The sequence below is a fragment of the Pseudomonas sp. GW823-FHT06E10 genome, assembly GCF_058794995.1.
On the sequence record NZ_JBXAHJ010000011.1, the window covers coordinates 177138 to 193223 of the forward strand.

Below are 16086 nucleotides of genomic sequence, written 5' to 3' on the forward strand. Positions count from 1 at the left end.
AATCTCCTAGTTTCGAATCAAGTGGCCGCTGGCCGCGAGTAACTGTCCATCCAGTAAAGCACCTTGCTCGCCGAGGGCTAGACGACCTTCGGCAAACCAGCGTACGGCCATCGGGTAGATCAGGTGTTCCTGAACATGGACCCGCTGCGCCAGACTCTGCGGCGAATCCTGTAACTCTACCGGTATTACAGCTTGTACGACCAGTGGTCCGCCATCGAGTTCCTCGGTGACGAAGTGCACGGAGCAGCCGTGCTCGGTGTCGCCAGCCTCCAGCGCGCGCTCATGGGTGTGTAACCCTTTGTGTTTGGGTAGCAGCGAGGGATGGATATTGAGCAGGCGACCCTGATAGTGGCGTACGAAACCAGCGCTGAGAATGCGCATGAATCCGGCGAGTACCACGAGTTTGGGATTGAAGGCGTCGATCAGTTCGATCAGCGCGGCGTCGAAGGCCTCGCGACCTTCGAAAGCCTTGTGATCCAGGGCACGGGTGTCGATACCCGCGTCCCTGGCGCGTTGCAGGCCGTAGGCGTCGGCGCGGTTGGAAATCACCGCAGCGATGCGGACCGGGCTGTCGCCGGTCCGCGTGCTGTCGATCAGGGCCTGCAAGTTACTGCCGGTGCCGGACAACAGCACCACGACATCACAGGTCTTAGGCATCAGTGAGCCTTGAGGTTCTTCAGTTCAACCTGAGCTGCGCCTTCGGCAGCGGTGGAGATCTGGCCGATGACCCAAGGCTGCTCGCCCGCTTCGCGCAGAACGTTCAGGGCGGTTTCAACGTGCTCCTGAGCCACGCAGATGACCATGCCCACGCCGCAGTTCAGCACGCGGTGCATTTCGTTCTCGTCAACGTTGCCTTTCTCTTGCAGCCAGTCGAACACTGCCGGGCGGTTCCAGCTTGCCACGTCAACCACGGCTTGAGCGCCTTTTGGCAGAACGCGCGGGATGTTATCCAGCAGACCGCCGCCAGTGATGTGGGCCATGGCTTTGACAGCGCCGGTTTCCTTGATCAGCTTGAGCAGCGGCTTCACGTAGATACGGGTCGGGGCCATCAGCAGGTCGGTCAGCGGCTTGCCGTCGAGCTGGATGTTCTCGATGTCGGCGCCGGATACTTCGATGATCTTGCGGATCAGCGAGTAGCCGTTGGAGTGCGGGCCGGAAGACGGCAGGGCGAGCAGGGCATCGCCGGCAGCAACCTTGGAACCGTCGATGATTTCGGATTTTTCCACGACGCCGACACAGAAACCGGCCAGATCGTAGTCTTCACCTTCGTACATGCCCGGCATTTCAGCGGTTTCGCCGCCAACCAGCGAGCAGCCCGACAGTTCGCAGCCTGCGCCGATGCCGGTCACAACCTGGGCAGCGGTGTCGACGTTGAGTTTGCCGGTAGCGTAGTAGTCGAGGAAGAACAGCGGCTCGGCGCCGCACACCACCAGGTCGTTGACGCACATGGCAACCAGGTCGATGCCGATGCTGTCGTGCTTGTTCAGATTCAGTGCCAGGCGCAGCTTGGTGCCGACGCCGTCAGTACCGGAAACCAGCACAGGCTGCTTGTAGCCGGCCGGGATTTCGCAGAGGGCGCCGAAACCGCCCAGGCCGCCCATGACTTCCGGGCGCGCAGTGCGCTTGGCGACGCTCTTGATGCGTTCGACCAATGCTTCACCGGCGTCGATGTCTACACCGGCGTCCTTGTAGCTCAGGGAGGGTTGCTTGCTCATGATCCAGGCCTTTAGGGGGGGGATTTCTGGGTAACGACCGAGTCCATCGGGACCGCCGAAACAGGCGAAGGCGAGGGCCATGCACGAATTTCAGGGTGCCCGGCTGTTGCCGGTCTGCGAAGGCGCGCGATTTTATCAGGCTTGAGCCGCAGCGGCCATCCTCAGGCCGACAGCAGGGCCATATCCGTTCAAAAAAACCGTTAATGCGCGGTGTCGGTGGCATCCTGCATGGCTGTATAAGGTATCGCATTAACCGTCTATCGTTATGACAGTGCGAAAACTTACCCGGAACGTGTGAATGTTTTGCGTCGGGCAACGGTCACAGTCTTGCTCGATCGTCTTCATGCGGTCTGTTCCAGCCGCTCTTGTCGTCAGGAATCCACCATGCGTTTCTGTAAATTCTTGCTTGTGAGTTGTTTGTCAGTGGTCAGCCTGGTCAGTCAAGCCGAAACCGTCAAAGGCCTTTACCTGGTGCGCGAGCCGGTGAATGGCCAGTCGCCCGAGGAGCGCGACCAGGCGACTCAGCGTGCGTTGGACACATTGGTATTGCGCCTGACCGGCGACCCCAAGGCCGCCCAAAGTCCGGGGTTGGCAGCGATTCGCAAAGACCCGCAACAGATCATCAGCCAATATGGCTTTGAGGCCGGCCCACCGGAAGTCCTGAAGGTCGATTTTGATCCGGGTACCACCGAGCAGGCCTTGCGCCGCGCCGGCCTGGCCATGTGGGGGGCCAATCGGCCGTCGATCCTCGGCTGGTGGTTGAATGATTCCACCGAGGGTTCGAGCCTGGTGGGCGACGGCCAGGCCAGCGCGGCGCCGCTGCGTCGGGCTGCCCAGCATCGGGGCTTGCCATTGCGCTTGCCATTGGCGGACCTGAACGAACAGATCGTTGCAACCGCGCCGAATCTGGAGGGCGCAGATCCCGCACCTTTGCATGCGGCATCGGAACGCTACAATGCCGACGCCCTGCTTGCGGTACACGCCAGGGAAGAGGGCGGGCAATGGCAAGCCAAGTGGCAATTGTGGCTGGGGGATAAAAAAGAGGCCGGCAGTGTGCAGGGCGCCGATCAGGCCGCCGTGGCCGATGCGGTGATGCTGGCCGTCAACGAGCGCCTGGCGCCGCGGTTTGTCGCCAGGCCGGGTGCTTCGAGCGAGCAATTGCTGGAAGTGCAAGGCATGAATCTTGAGCGCTACGCGTCGCTCGGACGATTGCTGGAACCGTTTGGCGGGCGTGTGCGCAGTGTCGACGGTGACCGGATTCTTTATCGGGTCAATGGCAGCGTCGATCAGTTGCGTGCGCAACTGTCGCTGGCCAGGCTGCAGGAGGCGCCGGCGGGTCAGGCCCCGGTCCCGGCCCCGGTAGCGCCCGTTCAGCCAACCACCGGCAGCCCGGTGCCAGCCGCCGCACCGGCCCCGATCCCGCAGCTACGTTTTCGCTGGTAGTTTTTCTTTCTTTATATAGAAGCAATGGAGTGGTTCATGGCCGATACGCGGCGTTGGTTCTGGCTCGGCGGGGTGGTCCTGCTGTGTGTGTTTGTCTGGTTGTTGCATCCGATCCTGACGCCGTTCCTGGTGGCGCTGCTGTTGGCCTACCTGTTCGACCCGCTGGTGGATCGGCTGGAGAAGGCAGGCTTGTCCAGAACCTGGGGTGTCGTGGCGGTGTTTACCCTGTTTACATTGATCTTCACCGCGCTGCTGTTGGTGTTGGTGCCCTTGCTCGCCAGGCAGTTGTTTCGTTTGTATGAGCTGGCCCCGCAAATGCTCGACTGGCTGCAGCACACGGCGTTGCCCTGGGCGCAATCGAAGTTCGGCCTGTCGGACGGTTTCTGGAAGTTCGACAAGCTCAAGGCCGCCATCAGCGAGCATATGAGTCAGACCACTGATGTTGTCGGTGTGGTGCTGAGCCATGCAACGGCCTCGGGGCTGGCGTTGATCGGCTGGCTGGCGAACCTGGTGTTGATTCCGGTGGTGAGCTTCTACCTGTTGCGGGATTGGGACCTGATGATGGCCAAGGTCCGCAGCCTGCTGCCCCGTGATCGTGAAGCGCGCGTGGTGTCGCTGGCGGGTGAATGCCATGAAGTGCTCGGAGCGTTCGTGCGCGGACAGCTGCTGGTGATGGTGGCCTTGGGTGTGATCTACGCAGCAGGCCTGATGCTGGTCGGGTTGGAACTGGGTCTGCTGATTGGCCTGATTGCCGGTCTGGCGGCGATCGTGCCGTACATGGGGTTTATCATCGGCATTGGCGCGGCGCTGCTTGCGGGGCTGTTCCAGTTCGGTGGTGATCTTTATCCAATGCTCGGAATTGTCGCGGTGTTCATGGTCGGCCAGGCGCTGGAGGGTATGGTGCTGACGCCGTTGCTGGTCGGTGACCGGATTGGTCTGCACCCGGTGGCGGTGATTTTCTCGATCCTGGCCGGTGGTGAGCTGTTTGGCTTTACCGGTGTGCTGCTGGCATTGCCGGTCGCCGCGGTGATCATGGTGCTGGTGCGCCATGTGCATGATTTGTATAAGGATTCTGATATCTACGGGAGGGCCGACGAGCCGCAGGTGTAAGGGCCGTCGATAGCCGATGGCGGGCTGCCCGGGTTCGTACCGGATCAGCCTGCTGGCGTCGCCCGGCTGTCACATGCACCGCCAAAGAATCTGTCACAAAACCAATGCATTAACGCAAACCTTTGATTTTGCTTGTGGTCTGTCGCATTGTGCGGTCCGCTTCACGGGTATAAACTTCGCAAACTTTACACAGAGGCCACTAACGGTTCCTTTGGAACTGTTCAGTCAGCATGAAACCGATTCAGCTGCCCCTAGGTGTGCGTCTGCGTGACGACGCCACCTTTATCAACTACTACCCAGGCGCCAATGCCGCTGCACTCGGCTATGTCGAGCGGCTGTGCGAAGCCGACGCCGGCTGGACCGAAAGCCTGATCTACCTTTGGGGCAAGGACGGGGTAGGGCGTACGCACCTGTTGCAGGCCGCCTGCCTGCGCTTCGAGCAATTGGGCGAGCCGGCGGTGTATCTGCCGTTGGCCGAGCTGCTCGATCGTGGCATTGAAATCCTCGACAACCTCGAACAGTACGAGCTGGTCTGCCTGGATGATTTGCAGGTGGTCGCCGGACGAGCAGATTGGGAAGAGGCGCTGTTTCATCTGTTCAATCGCTTGCGCGACAGCGGTCGGCGCTTGCTTATTGCCGCGTCGACATCCCCTCGGGAGTTGCCGGTGAAGCTGGCGGATCTCAAATCCCGCCTGACCTTGGCCTTGATCTTCCAGATGCGTCCGCTGTCCGATGAGGACAAACTGCGTGCCCTGCAATTGCGCGCATCCCGTCGCGGTCTGCATCTGACCGATGAAGTCGGGCATTTCATTCTGACTCGCGGTACCCGCAGCATGAGTGCGCTGTTCGAGTTGCTCGAGCGCCTCGACCAGGCCTCCCTCCAGGCTCAGCGCAAGCTGACAATCCCGTTTTTGAAAGAAACCCTCGGCTGGTAAACCCGCTGAAACCGGGGCTTTTAGCTGTTTCGGCATATTTCAGGCGCCTGAAATCCCGCTTTCCTGCAAGGTTGCAGGCCGCGTGCGTGTTTAAAATGGGCTTAAGCGCTTAGATGTAAACGAGAAACGGATAAGTCACAAAAAGATCGATTGAATTTGCAAATGAGGTTGATAGCGGGCATAGTCTCGGCTTCTTTACAACTTTCAGCCACGGTCGTGCCCATGCTAAATCGCTTCGCACCCCTCGTGCCTCTCGCACTCGTTACCCTGTTGTTCGGTTGCGCTGCCCACACTCCAGTGGCCCAGCAAGCTCCGCAACAACAGGTTCAAAACTCGGTCACCGCCCAGTCTTCCGCTCTCTTTCAGGAAGAGCTGGCTACCGAAAAAGAACTCGCAGACTTCGCTGGCGGCAAGTCCTACCAGCTTCCGGTCCTGGCCGACAGCATCCTCGAACGTGGCATGTCCCTGATCGGTACCCGCTACCGTTTCGGCGGTACTTCTGAAGCCGGCTTCGATTGCAGTGGTTTCATCGGTTACCTGTTCCGCGAAGAAGCGGGCATGAACCTGCCGCGCTCCACCCGCGAAATGATCAACGTGGACGCTCCGCTGGTCTCGCGCAGCAAGCTTGAGCCGGGCGACCTGCTGTTCTTCGCAACCAACGGTCGTCGTGGTCGCGTCAGTCACGCCGGGATCTACCTGGGTGACAATCAGTTCATCCACTCCAGCAGCCGCCGCAGCGGCGGTGTGCGCATCGATAGCCTGGGCGACAGCTACTGGAGCAAGACCTTCATCGAAGCCAAGCGCGCCCTGGCAATGGCACCTAACGCGTCGCCAATCGTCACTGCACGCAAATAAGCGGACAAATTGTAAGGCGAACTTAAAGTCTTACTTGAAGTTTGTCGTGTAGCCGCTAGAATCTTGATCTACAAATGATGGCAAACCGCCTGCGTCCCACGCAGGCGGTTTTCTTTTCTGCGCTCCCCGCAGAAAAAGCCGCAGCCAGATCAGGATGTTCTGCTTATGACGACGTCGGCCCGCCTCGCAATCATGTTCTTCGCAGCGCTGCTCAGTGCCTGCGCCAGCCGCACACCGCCTCCTGCGCCGGTGGTTCGCGCTCCCATCGTATTTGGTTCCTCGCAAGCTTTTTCGCCCGAAGCGGAAGACGTGCTGTTTCGCGCGCTCGGTCTGGTCGGCACGCCTTATCGCTGGGGTGGCAATACGCCGGATTCCGGATTTGATTGCAGCGGCCTGATCGCTTATGTGTACCGCGATGTCGCCGGTATTGCCTTGCCGCGTACCACGCGCGAGATGATCTCCATGCAAGCGGCGAATGTGGGCAAGGATGGCTTGCAGACCGGCGACCTGCTTTTCTTTGCCACCAATGGCGGTTCCCAGGTCAGTCATGCTGGCATCTATGTGGGAGAGGGGCGTTTCGTCCATGCGCCGGCCACCGGCGGCACCGTGAAGCTCGACAGCCTGTCCAAGGCGTATTGGCAAAAAGCTTACCTGAGCGCCAAGCGTGTTCTGCAGCCTGAACATTTGGCGCGCAATCCATAACCTCCGGAGCTGGTGGTCATGACTGCTCGCACGCTCAATCTCGACGACGCCCTGTACCAATACCTGCTCGATGTTTCCCTGCGTGAAACGCCTCTGCTCAAGCGCTTGCGCGATGAGACCCAGGCGCTGCCGATGGCACGCTGGCAGGTGGCGCCTGAGCAGGGGCAGTTTCTTGCTTTGCTGGTGAAACTGACGGGGGGCAGGCGTTTGCTCGAAGTCGGCACCTTTACCGGTTACAGCGCACTGTGCATGGCGGCGGCATTGCCTGCTGGTGGCTCGTTGATTTGCTGTGACATTCCCGGTGACTACAACGCCACGGCCCTGCGTTACTGGCAGGAAGCCGGGCTGGCCGGACGCATCGATCTGCGCCTGGCGCCTGCGCTGGAAACCCTCGGCAAGCTGGACCAGCCAGGCCAGTTCGATCTGGTTTTCATCGATGCCGACAAGGCCAACTACCCGGCTTATCTGGAGCACGCCCTGCGATTGCTGCGGGTCGGCGGGCTGGCGGTGTTCGATAACACGCTATGGAGCGGGCGCGTGCTCGAGACCAGTCCCGAGAGCGCGGACACCCGGGCGATCCAGGCGCTCAACCGGGCGTTGAAGGACGATGCGCGGGTGGATCTGTCGTTGTTGCCGTTGGGGGATGGGTTGACTCTCTGCCGCAAACGCTGAGCTGGAAATCCTGTGGGAGCGAGCTTGCTCCGGGCGGCGTTCCGACGATAGCGGTAGGTCAGTCAGCATCGATGTTGAATGTGCCGGCCTCATCGCGAGCAAGCTCGCTCCCACAGGGTTCTGAGTTCATCCGGGATGGTGTTATCTGGCAGCCGACACCCGCCACACCTTGTTCCCCACATCATCGGCCACCAACAGGTCACCCTGTCGGTCGATCACCACGCCCACCGGGCGGCCCATGGCTTCTTCCTTGCCATTGAGAAACCCGCTGAGCACATCAACCGGATTCCCGACCGGCTTGCCGGCGCGGAAGGGCACGAAAATCACTTTGTAGCCGCTGTGCGGCTTGCGGTTCCAGGAGCCGTGCTGCCCGATGAATGCCCCTTGGGTGAAGGGCGGCGGCAGTTTGCTGTTTTCAGCGAAGGTCAGGCCCAGTGATGCCGTGTGCGGGCCGACGGCGTAGTCCGGGGCGATAGCCTTGGCCACCAGGTCCGGGTTTTGCGGCTCGACGCGAATATCGACATGCTGGCCGAAGTAACTGTACGGCCAGCCATAGAATGCGCCGTCTTTCACCGAGGTGATGTAGTCGGGTACCAGGTCGCTGCCGATTTCATCCCGTTCGTTGACCGCGGTCCACAGCGCGCCACTGTGCGGTTCCCAGGCCATACCGTTGGGGTTGCGCAGGCCGGACGCGAAGATCCGCTGCTGGCCGGTGGCGCGATCCACTTCCCAGATCGCCGCGCGACCTTCTTCCTTGTCCATGCCGTGTTCCGCAACGTTGCTGTTGGAACCCACGGTGACGTACAGCTTGCTGCCGTCCTTGCTGGCGATGACGTTTTTGGTCCAGTGGTGATTCAGCAGGCCGCCCGGCAGGTCGACCACTTTTGCCGGCGGTGACTTGATCTGCGTATCGCCACTTTCATAGTGAAAGCGCAGCAGGCGATCAGTGTCGGCCACATACAGGTCATTGCCGACCAGGGTCATGCCGAAGGGCGAGTTGAGGTTTTGCAGAAACACCGTGCGGGTTTCCGCGACCCCATCGTGGTCCTTGTCGCGCAGCAAGGTGATGCGGTTGGCGCTGGGCACCCTGGCTCCGGCACGCCCCATGAATTTCTTCATGATCCAGCCGCGAATGCCTTTGCCGTCTTCGGGTTTGGGGGGTGCATTGGTTTCCGCGACCAGCACATCGCCATTGGGCAGTACATAAAGCCAGCGTGGGTGATCCAGGTCTTCGGCAAAAGCGGCCACTTGGGTGCCATTGGCGGCGATGGGCTTCGCACCCTGCGGCCAGCCGATGGCCGGGGCGATGTTCACGGTCGGGATCAGGGTTTTGTCGGGTTCTGGCAGTTGAGGCGAAGGACCGGTGCCGTCGGAGACTTGCAGGCGGGCGGTCCCGCCACAAGCAGCGAGCCCTCCGCAGAACGCGATAACGAGAACGAGCGGGGGCGAGCGCATGCGGGTCTTCCCTATGAGTGCCTTGTTCTAATCATAGAGGCGCGTTGTCGTCCGATGGTTCAACCCTTAGCCACGTGCCTCCTTGAACAGCACTGCTATGCCGGGGTGATAGTTGCCGGCTTCGTTGCGCAACTTGCGGTAGGCATAAGGGAAATACCAGGCGACAGCGCAGCTGTGTTCTTTTTGCAGGTCATCGACCATGTCCTGGAGCTCTTCCGGTGTGGCGCCCTGCTGGGCTTTTTGCGGGGCGACGAACAGGCAGCCGAGTTTCAGGTCGCTGGCGTGGCTCAGGCGCTTGGCATCGCTGGCGATGTCGATCAGGGCCTGGGTCAGATTGAGGCTGTTGACCCGTGGCCAGCGCTGGCTGGTCTGGATGTAGGCGCGGGTTTCGGATGACGCCAGGAGCAGGTCGGCGCGGCTGTTGCGTTCGCCTTCTTCGGTCTGCTTGCGGGTGGGCGTCTGTTGCAGCGTGACCATCTCGGCCATCCAGGCGGCGGCAGACAGTAGTCCGAGATTGGCCTTTTCGTCGTGCCAGTACGGTGTGTCGCCATCACCGCGGACGGCGTTATAACGGTCGATGCATTCGAACCAGCGTTCGAGCACCGGGCGCAGGAATTCCAGCTTTGGATTGCTGATGATCATGCCTTGCATGGGCTCACCCTTGTTGTTGTGTTGTGAGGTTGTGGCTCTTTGATATCACCGCTGAGAGCGTGGCACAAGATTGACGTCAGTTTATTGATTGACGGCAGTTATTCGGTCGATGGCCTCCCGGCTTTAATTGACGCTCCACCCCCAACCCTCTAACCTTCGCGGCTTGTTTCAGGTGCTCTGTGGCTTGGGTCGACAGAGTGAAACAGGGAAGCCGGTGAGTGAGTCCTTCTGTTGGTCGAAGGCCCGCAATTCCGGCGCTGCCCCCGCAACGGTAAATGAGTGAAAACTGTGTGTGATGCCACTGTGTCGATTTGATGCGGGAAGGCGCACGGTCTGGCCCCGCGGCCACTCATGAGCCCGGAGACCGGCCTGATTCATCCAGCGGCATCACGGTGGGCGATGCCAGGCTTGTTGCCTTCTATTCTTGTGCCTGCCCGCCGTTATTCCTGCCTAAACGGAGAGCTCCCCCATGACTGATACCCCCGATCGTGACGAACGCCACCTGGCGCGCATGCAGCGCAAAAAAGCCGTGATCGACGAGCGCATCGCCAATTCCCCGAACGAGTGTGGCCTGCTACTGGTGCTGACCGGCAACGGCAAGGGCAAGAGCAGTTCGGCCTTCGGCATGCTTGCCCGCGCCATGGGGCACGGCATGCAATGCGGCGTGGTGCAGTTCATCAAGGGCCGCAACAGTACGGGGGAGGAGTTGTTCTTCCGACGCTTTCCCGAGCAGGTGCGTTTTCATGTGATGGGCGAAGGCTTTACCTGGGAAACCCAGGACCGCCAGCGCGACATCGCCGCCGCCGAAGCGGCCTGGGCGGTGTCACAGCAACTGCTGCGCGATCCGTCCATCGGTCTGGTGGTGCTCGATGAGCTGAACATCGCCCTCAAGCACGGCTACCTCGATCTCGATCAGGTGCTCAGCGACTTGCAGGCCCGACCGCCGATGCAACACGTGGTGGTCACCGGTCGTGCCGCCAAGCCGGAGATGATCGAGATGGCTGACACCGTCACCGAAATGGGCGTGATCAAGCACGCCTTTCAAGCCGGGATCAAAGCGCAGAAAGGCGTCGAATTGTGAGTCAGCCTCGGCACTGTCCGGCGGTACTGATTGCCGCGCCGGCCTCTGGCCAGGGCAAGACTACCGTCACCGCGGCACTGGCCCGATTGCATCGCAATCAGGGGCGCAAGGTCCGAGTGTTCAAGTGCGGGCCCGACTTTCTCGATCCGATGATCCTCGAGCGCGCCAGCGGTGCGCCGGTGTATCAGCTGGACATGTGGATGGTCGGCGAGCAGGAGAGTCGCCGGTTGCTGTGGGAAGCCGCCGCTGAAGCCGACCTGATCCTGATCGAAGGCGTCATGGGGTTGTTCGACGGTACGCCGTCGAGCGCCGATCTGGCGCGGCATTTCGGTGTGCCGGTGCTGGGGGTGATCGATGGCACCGCCATGGCCCAGACCTTTGGCGCATTGGCCCTGGGGCTGGCGCGTTATCAGCCGGACTTGCCGTTTGCCGGCGTGCTGGCCAATCGTGTCGGCACGCTGCGCCATGCGCAACTGCTCGAAGGTAGCCTGACTGAGGGTTTGCGCTGGTATGGCGCGCTGTCCCGGGAAACCGGGATCGAACTGCCGAGTCGGCACCTGGGGCTGGTGCAGGCCAGTGAGTTGAACGATCTCGACCTGCGCCTCGACGCGGCAGCCGATGCCCTGGCCAGCAGTTGCGAGGTCGCGCTGCCACCGGCAGTCGAATTCGCCGCCCCTGATGTCATCGTGGCCGAACCACTGCTGGCCGGTGTACGCATTGCCGTCGCCCGCGATGAAGCCTTTGCGTTCACCTACGGCGCGAGCCTGGATCTGCTGCGGGCGATGGGCGCCGAGTTGTCATTCTTCTCGCCGATCCGCGACCGTGCGTTGCCGCAGGCGGACAGCCTGTATCTGCCGGGCGGCTACCCGGAGCTGCACCACGTTGCACTGGCGCAAAACACCGCGATGCTCGATGCGATCCGCGCCCACCACCGGGCAGGCAAACCGTTGCTCGCCGAGTGTGGCGGCATGCTTTATTTGCTCGATTCCCTGACCGATGTCGAGGGCACTCGCGCCGAACTGGTTGGCTTGCTGGCCGGTGATGCAGTCATGCAAAAGCGCCTGGCAGCGCTGGCTTTGCAAGCGGTGGAACTGCCGGAAGGCTCGCTGCGCGGGCACACCTATCATCATTCGCTGACCACCACTGAACTGGCGCCGATTGCCCGTGGCTTGAGCCCTAACGGCGGGCGCGGAGCGGAGGCGGTCTACCGTGAGGGGCGGATGACTGCCTCTTACGTACACTTTTATTTTCCGTCGAACCCCTCGGCGATTGCCGCGCTGTTTGCGCCTGACCAAAACCCTGTGGGAGCGAGCCTGCTCGCGAAGAGGCCATGAGCGACAACGCATTCTCCGAAACCGAGCGCGCGGCGGTGTACCGCGCCATCGCCGAGCGCCGCGACATGCGCCACTTCAGCGGCGGCACCGTCGAGCCCGAATTGCTCCGTCGCCTGCTCGAAGCCGCGCATCAGGCCCCCAGTGTCGGCCTGATGCAGCCCTGGCGCTTCATCCGCATCAGCGATCGCGCCTTGCGCGGGCAAATCCAGGCCCTGGTAGAAGAAGAACGCATCCGCACCGCCGAAGCCCTTGGCGAGCGCAGCGATGAGTTCATGAAGCTCAAGGTGGAAGGCATCAACGATTGTGCCGAGGTGCTGGTCGCCGCACTGATGGACGACCGCGAGCAGCATATCTTCGGCCGCCGCACCTTGCCGGAAATGGACATGGCTTCGTTGTCCTGCGCGATCCAGAACCTGTGGCTGGCGTCCCGTGCCGAAGGGCTGGGCATGGGGTGGGTGTCGCTGTTCGAACCACAGGCACTGGCGGACCTGTTGAGATTGCCGCCGGGTGCCAAGCCGTTGGCCGTGCTGTGCCTGGGGCCGGTCAAAGAGTTCTATCCGGCGCCGATGCTGGTGCTCGAAGGCTGGGCGCAGGCGCGTCCGCTACATGAATTGCTGTATGAAAATTATTGGGGAGTGAGTCAATGAGTGTGGCGTTGTTGAGTGTCGCCGCGGTTGCGCTGGATGCGCTGCTGGGTGAACCCAAACGCTGGCATCCGCTGGTGGCGTTCGGCCGTTTTGCCGAGCGCATCGAGCAACGTTTCAACGGCGGCGGTCGCGGCTGGCGCAGCCATGGCGTCACCGCGTGGGTGATTGCCGTGTTGCCACTGACGCTACTGGCCACGGCATTCTCCTGGGCGCCTTATGTCGGCTGGATCGTCGAGATTCTCGCGCTCTATTGCGCCCTCGGCATGCGCAGCCTCGGTGAGCACGTCACGCCTGTGGCCAAGGCCCTGCGCAGTAATGACCTGGAAGCGGCGCGCACTCGGGTGAGCTATCTGGTCAGCCGCCAGACCAGCGAACTGGATGAAACCGAAGTCGCCCGTGCCGCTACCGAGTCGGTGCTGGAAAACGGAAGCGATGCGGTGTTCGCAGCGTTGTTCTGGTTTGCCGTGGCGGGCGCGCCGGGCGTGGTGCTCTACCGCCTGAGCAATACGCTGGATGCGATGTGGGGTTATCGCAATGAGCGCTTCGAACGGTTCGGCTGGGCGGCGGCGAAGGTCGATGATGTGCTCAATTACATTCCTGCGCGCCTGGTGGCACTGACATACGCGCTGCTGGGCAAAACCCGGCTGGCATTGAAATGCTGGCGCACCCAGGCCCCGACCTGGGATAGCCCGAACGCCGGCCCGGTGATGGCGGCAGGGGCGGGTGCCCTTGGTGTCGAATTGGGTGGGGCGGCGATTTATCACGGCGAACTGCATCAGCGTCCGCAGTTGGGCGAAGGTGTGCCGGCGGATGCCGACTCGATTGACCGGGGCTGGCAATTGGTCCAGCGCGGGGTATGGTTATGGCTGCTGATTCTCTGCCTGGGGGCCGAATTTTATGCTTGAGCACGGTGGGCGACTGCGCAAGGCGGCGCTCGAATACGGCATAGATGAAGCCGACTGGCTGGACCTGTCCACCGGCCTTGCGCCCTGGCCGTTTCCGGTGCCGGATATTCCGCTGCGGGCCTGGGCCCGTTTGCCGGAGGCGGACGACGGTCTGGAGCAGGCCGCCTGTGATTACTACGGCACCTTGCAGGCATTGCCGGTGGCCGGCTCGCAAATGGCGATTCAACTGCTGCCGCGATTGCGTCGGGCGGGCAAGGTCGGCGTACTGTCGCCGTGTTATGCCGAGCACGCCGAAGCGTGGCGTCGCAACGGCTACATCGTGCGTGAAGTGCTGGAGCAGGAAGTCGACTTCTTTATCGACAGTTTCGACGTGCTGGTGGTGGTCAATCCGAATAACCCCACGGGTCTGAGCCTCACTCCCAGTCGGCTGCTCGACTGGCACACGCGACTGGCGCAGCGCGGTGGCTGGCTGGTGGTGGACGAAGCGTTCATGGATAACACGCCGCAACTGAGCCTGGCGCCGTTTGCCCATCAAGTCGGATTGATCGTCTTGCGTTCCTTTGGCAAATTTTTCGGCCTGGCCGGTGTGCGCCTGGGGTTTGTGCTGGCCGAGCGCAAGTTGCTCAAGTTGCTGGCAGAACAAGTGGGGCCGTGGGCCGTGAGCGGGGCAACCCGGGTAGTGGGTCAGGCCTGTCTGCGCGATACCGAGGGACAAACGCGGCAACGGGTGCGCACCGAAGAGGCCAGCGAGCGCCTTGCGTCGTTGCTGGAACAGCACGGCTTCGAGCCCCAGGGCGGTTGTGCGCTGTTCCAGTGGCTGATCACCGAGCGCGCCGAAGAACTGCATGAATTCATGGCCCGGCGCGGCATTCTCCTGCGGTTGTTCACGCACAACAGCAGCCTGCGATTCGGCTTGCCCGGTGACGAAATCGCCTGGGTACGACTGGCGCTGGCGTTCGACGATTTCGCCAAGGAAAACCAATGACCACGCTGATGGTGCAGGGCACCACATCGGATGCCGGTAAAAGCACGCTGGTAACCGCGTTGTGCCGCTGGGTCACGCGTCAGGGCGTCAGGGTGGTGCCGTTCAAGCCACAGAACATGGCCCTCAACAGCGCGGTGACCGCCGACGGTGGCGAGATCGGCCGCGCCCAGGCGGTACAGGCCCAGGCCGCGTACCTTGAACCGCACACCGACATGAACCCGGTGTTGCTCAAGCCCAACAGTGACACCGGTGCCCAGGTGATCATCCATGGCCGCGCTGTCACGACCATGAATGCGGTCGCCTATCACGACTACAAAACCATCGCCATGCAAGCGGTGCTGGCCTCCCACGAGCGCTTGAGCGCGGCGTATCCGCTGGTGATGGTCGAGGGTGCGGGCTCGCCGGCGGAAATCAATCTGCGGGCCGGGGACATCGCCAACATGGGCTTCGCCGAAGCGGTGGATTGCCCGGTGCTGCTGATCGCCGATATCAATCGCGGCGGAGTTTTTGCCCATCTGGTAGGCACTCTCGAACTGTTGTCGCCGAGTGAGCAGGCGCGGGTCAAAGGCTTCATCATCAATCGTTTTCGTGGCGATATCGCGTTGCTGCAACCCGGTCTGGACTGGCTTGAAGAGCGCACCGGCAAACCGGTGATCGGCGTGCTGCCGTACGTGATGGATCTGCACCTGGAGGCCGAGGACGGCATCGATCAACGCCAGACCGATAAAGCCGAACAGGTGCTCAAGGTGGTGGTGCCGGTGCTGCCGCGCATCAGCAATCACACCGATTTCGATCCGCTGCGCCTGCATCCGCAAGTGGACCTGCAATTCATCGGCCCCGGCCAGGCGATTCCGCCCGCCGACCTGATCATCCTTCCCGGCTCGAAAAGTGTGCGCAGCGACCTCGCGTACCTGCGGGCCAACGGCTGGGACACCGCCATCGCCCGGCATCTGCGTTACGGCGGGAAACTGCTGGGGATCTGTGGCGGCCTGCAGATGCTCGGTGAGCAGGTGCATGACCCGCTGGGCCTCGAAGGTGCGCCGGGTTCCAGTGCCGGTTTGGGGCTGCTGGCGTTCCAGACCCAGCTCGAACAAGAGAAGCAGTTGCGCAATGTGCGTGGTCGCCTGGCGCTGGAAGATGCGCCGGTGGCGGGCTATGAAATTCATGCCGGCGTGACCACCGGATCGGCCCTGGAACATGCCGCCGTGCATCTGGATGACGGCCGCTGTGATGGTGCGCAAAGTGCTGACGGGCAGATTTTCGGCACCTACCTGCACGGGCTGTTCGAATCGCCGGCAGCGTGCAGTGCAGTGCTGCGCTGGGCGGGGTTGCAGGATGTGCAGGCCGTGGATTACCACGCCTTGCGCGAGCGTGATATCGAGCGGCTGGCGGATCTGGTGGAGAAGCATCTGGATACTTCTCTGCTGCGTCAGCTCTGTGGGTTCTGAGGTGGCTGTTGCGGCCCCATCGCGAGCAAGCTCGCTCCCACAGGTTACGAGGTGTAATCAAAATGTATGTTCAGCCTGGATCAATTGTGGGAGCGAGCTTGCTCGCGATGAGGGCCGTCGCCTCCCCGAAGATTTTAAGGAATAAGCA

The 16086-nt window shown here is 61.9% G+C and carries 16 protein-coding genes and 1 riboswitch; of the genes, 12 read left to right on the forward strand and 4 right to left on the reverse strand.

Annotation, left to right across the window (positions count from 1 at the left end):
* Positions 1–6: 6 nt before the first annotated feature.
* Positions 7–657, reverse strand: a complete 651-nt coding sequence (purN, locus tag AC1Q6Y_RS19050) for a phosphoribosylglycinamide formyltransferase (RefSeq protein ID WP_407515228.1) — start codon at positions 655–657, stop codon at positions 7–9.
* Positions 657–1715, reverse strand: coding sequence for a phosphoribosylformylglycinamidine cyclo-ligase (gene purM / locus AC1Q6Y_RS19055; protein ID WP_057716649.1), 1059 nt, complete (start codon positions 1713–1715; stop codon positions 657–659). Before purM ends, purN begins: the two co-directional genes overlap by 1 nt.
* 384 nt (positions 1716–2099) lie before the next feature.
* Between purM and AC1Q6Y_RS19060 the strand changes: the two genes are divergently transcribed.
* From AC1Q6Y_RS19060 to AC1Q6Y_RS19085, 6 genes are all read left to right on the forward strand, one after another.
* Positions 2100–3158 (forward strand): DUF2066 domain-containing protein, encoded by a 1059-nt coding sequence (locus tag AC1Q6Y_RS19060; protein ID WP_057715815.1) that lies wholly within the window; start codon positions 2100–2102, stop codon positions 3156–3158.
* A gap of 36 nt (positions 3159–3194) precedes the next feature.
* Positions 3195–4268 (forward strand): AI-2E family transporter, encoded by a 1074-nt coding sequence (locus AC1Q6Y_RS19065; protein WP_492624962.1) that lies wholly within the window; start codon positions 3195–3197, stop codon positions 4266–4268.
* Positions 4269–4498: 230 nt separating this feature from the next.
* Complete coding sequence (gene hda / locus AC1Q6Y_RS19070) at positions 4499–5203, forward strand: DnaA regulatory inactivator Hda (RefSeq protein WP_007984552.1); 705 nt, start codon at positions 4499–4501, stop codon at positions 5201–5203.
* A 222-nt stretch (positions 5204–5425) separates the two neighbouring features.
* The gene (locus AC1Q6Y_RS19075; RefSeq protein ID WP_008017885.1) at positions 5426–6058 is read left to right on the forward strand and encodes a C40 family peptidase; all 633 of its coding nucleotides are present in this window, start codon (positions 5426–5428) and stop codon (positions 6056–6058) included.
* A 165-nt stretch (positions 6059–6223) separates the two neighbouring features.
* Positions 6224–6760 carry a C40 family peptidase gene (locus tag AC1Q6Y_RS19080; RefSeq protein ID WP_057715812.1) on the forward strand — a complete coding sequence of 179 codons (537 nt, stop codon included), beginning with the start codon at positions 6224–6226 and terminating at the stop codon, positions 6758–6760.
* Positions 6761–6778: 18 nt separating this feature from the next.
* Positions 6779–7432 carry an O-methyltransferase gene (locus tag AC1Q6Y_RS19085; protein ID WP_492624963.1) on the forward strand — a complete coding sequence of 218 codons (654 nt, stop codon included), beginning with the start codon at positions 6779–6781 and terminating at the stop codon, positions 7430–7432.
* A 141-nt stretch (positions 7433–7573) separates the two neighbouring features.
* On the opposite strand, the gene AC1Q6Y_RS19090 is transcribed toward AC1Q6Y_RS19085, so the two are convergent.
* Together AC1Q6Y_RS19090 and AC1Q6Y_RS19095 are read right to left on the reverse strand one after the other, a co-directional pair.
* Entirely contained in the window at positions 7574–8887 is a 1314-nt protein-coding gene (locus AC1Q6Y_RS19090) for a PQQ-dependent sugar dehydrogenase (RefSeq protein WP_492624964.1), read from the reverse strand.
* A 66-nt stretch (positions 8888–8953) separates the two neighbouring features.
* Positions 8954–9538, reverse strand: coding sequence for a hypothetical protein (locus AC1Q6Y_RS19095; protein ID WP_492624965.1), 585 nt, complete (start codon positions 9536–9538; stop codon positions 8954–8956).
* A 153-nt stretch (positions 9539–9691) separates the two neighbouring features.
* Positions 9692–9925, forward strand: a riboswitch (cobalamin riboswitch).
* Positions 9926–10007: 82 nt separating this feature from the next.
* On the opposite strand from AC1Q6Y_RS19095, the gene cobO reads away from it, so the two are divergent.
* Genes cobO through AC1Q6Y_RS19125 form a run of 6 tightly spaced genes read left to right on the forward strand, consistent with a single transcriptional unit; the run spans position 10008 to position 15938 of the window.
* Positions 10008–10619 carry a cob(I)yrinic acid a,c-diamide adenosyltransferase gene (gene cobO, locus AC1Q6Y_RS19100; RefSeq protein ID WP_057715808.1) on the forward strand — a complete coding sequence of 204 codons (612 nt, stop codon included), beginning with the start codon at positions 10008–10010 and terminating at the stop codon, positions 10617–10619.
* Positions 10616–11953 carry a cobyrinic acid a,c-diamide synthase CobB gene (locus tag AC1Q6Y_RS19105; RefSeq protein ID WP_492624966.1) on the forward strand — a complete coding sequence of 446 codons (1338 nt, stop codon included), beginning with the start codon at positions 10616–10618 and terminating at the stop codon, positions 11951–11953. Before cobO ends, AC1Q6Y_RS19105 begins: the two co-directional genes overlap by 4 nt.
* Positions 11950–12600 (forward strand): 5,6-dimethylbenzimidazole synthase, encoded by a 651-nt coding sequence (gene bluB / locus AC1Q6Y_RS19110; RefSeq protein WP_046037627.1) that lies wholly within the window; start codon positions 11950–11952, stop codon positions 12598–12600. Before AC1Q6Y_RS19105 ends, bluB begins: the two co-directional genes overlap by 4 nt.
* Complete coding sequence (gene cbiB, locus AC1Q6Y_RS19115; protein ID WP_090453916.1) at positions 12597–13505, forward strand: adenosylcobinamide-phosphate synthase CbiB; 909 nt, start codon at positions 12597–12599, stop codon at positions 13503–13505. The genes bluB and cbiB overlap by 4 nt, the downstream gene beginning before the upstream one ends.
* A complete protein-coding gene (gene cobD / locus AC1Q6Y_RS19120; RefSeq protein ID WP_218542808.1) occupies positions 13498–14490 on the forward strand; it encodes a threonine-phosphate decarboxylase CobD in 993 nt (330 codons plus the stop codon). Before cbiB ends, cobD begins: the two co-directional genes overlap by 8 nt.
* On the forward strand, positions 14487–15938 hold the full coding sequence (locus AC1Q6Y_RS19125) for a cobyric acid synthase (RefSeq protein WP_492624967.1): 1452 nt from the start codon (positions 14487–14489) through the stop codon (positions 15936–15938). Before cobD ends, AC1Q6Y_RS19125 begins: the two co-directional genes overlap by 4 nt.
* Positions 15939–16086: the final 148 nt, after the last annotated feature.

What these genes read in the sequence shown, in the direction of transcription:
- purN (WP_407515228.1), bottom strand. Translation starts at nt 657, where the DNA reads ATGCCTAAGACCTGTGATGTCGTGGTGCTGTTGTCCGGCACCGGCAGT.
- purM (WP_057716649.1), bottom strand. Translation starts at nt 1,715, where the DNA reads ATGAGCAAGCAACCCTCCCTGAGCTACAAGGACGCCGGTGTAGACATC.
- AC1Q6Y_RS19060 (WP_057715815.1), top strand. Translation starts at nt 2,100, where the DNA reads ATGCGTTTCTGTAAATTCTTGCTTGTGAGTTGTTTGTCAGTGGTCAGC.
- AC1Q6Y_RS19065 (WP_492624962.1), top strand. Translation starts at nt 3,195, where the DNA reads ATGGCCGATACGCGGCGTTGGTTCTGGCTCGGCGGGGTGGTCCTGCTG.
- hda (WP_007984552.1), top strand. Translation starts at nt 4,499, where the DNA reads ATGAAACCGATTCAGCTGCCCCTAGGTGTGCGTCTGCGTGACGACGCC.
- AC1Q6Y_RS19075 (WP_008017885.1), top strand. Translation starts at nt 5,426, where the DNA reads ATGCTAAATCGCTTCGCACCCCTCGTGCCTCTCGCACTCGTTACCCTG.
- AC1Q6Y_RS19080 (WP_057715812.1), top strand. Translation starts at nt 6,224, where the DNA reads ATGACGACGTCGGCCCGCCTCGCAATCATGTTCTTCGCAGCGCTGCTC.
- AC1Q6Y_RS19085 (WP_492624963.1), top strand. Translation starts at nt 6,779, where the DNA reads ATGACTGCTCGCACGCTCAATCTCGACGACGCCCTGTACCAATACCTG.
- AC1Q6Y_RS19090 (WP_492624964.1), bottom strand. Translation starts at nt 8,887, where the DNA reads ATGCGCTCGCCCCCGCTCGTTCTCGTTATCGCGTTCTGCGGAGGGCTC.
- AC1Q6Y_RS19095 (WP_492624965.1), bottom strand. Translation starts at nt 9,538, where the DNA reads ATGCAAGGCATGATCATCAGCAATCCAAAGCTGGAATTCCTGCGCCCG.
- cobO (WP_057715808.1), top strand. Translation starts at nt 10,008, where the DNA reads ATGACTGATACCCCCGATCGTGACGAACGCCACCTGGCGCGCATGCAG.
- bluB (WP_046037627.1), top strand. Translation starts at nt 11,950, where the DNA reads ATGAGCGACAACGCATTCTCCGAAACCGAGCGCGCGGCGGTGTACCGC.
- cbiB (WP_090453916.1), top strand. Translation starts at nt 12,597, where the DNA reads ATGAGTGTGGCGTTGTTGAGTGTCGCCGCGGTTGCGCTGGATGCGCTG.
- cobD (WP_218542808.1), top strand. Translation starts at nt 13,498, where the DNA reads ATGCTTGAGCACGGTGGGCGACTGCGCAAGGCGGCGCTCGAATACGGC.
- AC1Q6Y_RS19125 (WP_492624967.1), top strand. Translation starts at nt 14,487, where the DNA reads ATGACCACGCTGATGGTGCAGGGCACCACATCGGATGCCGGTAAAAGC.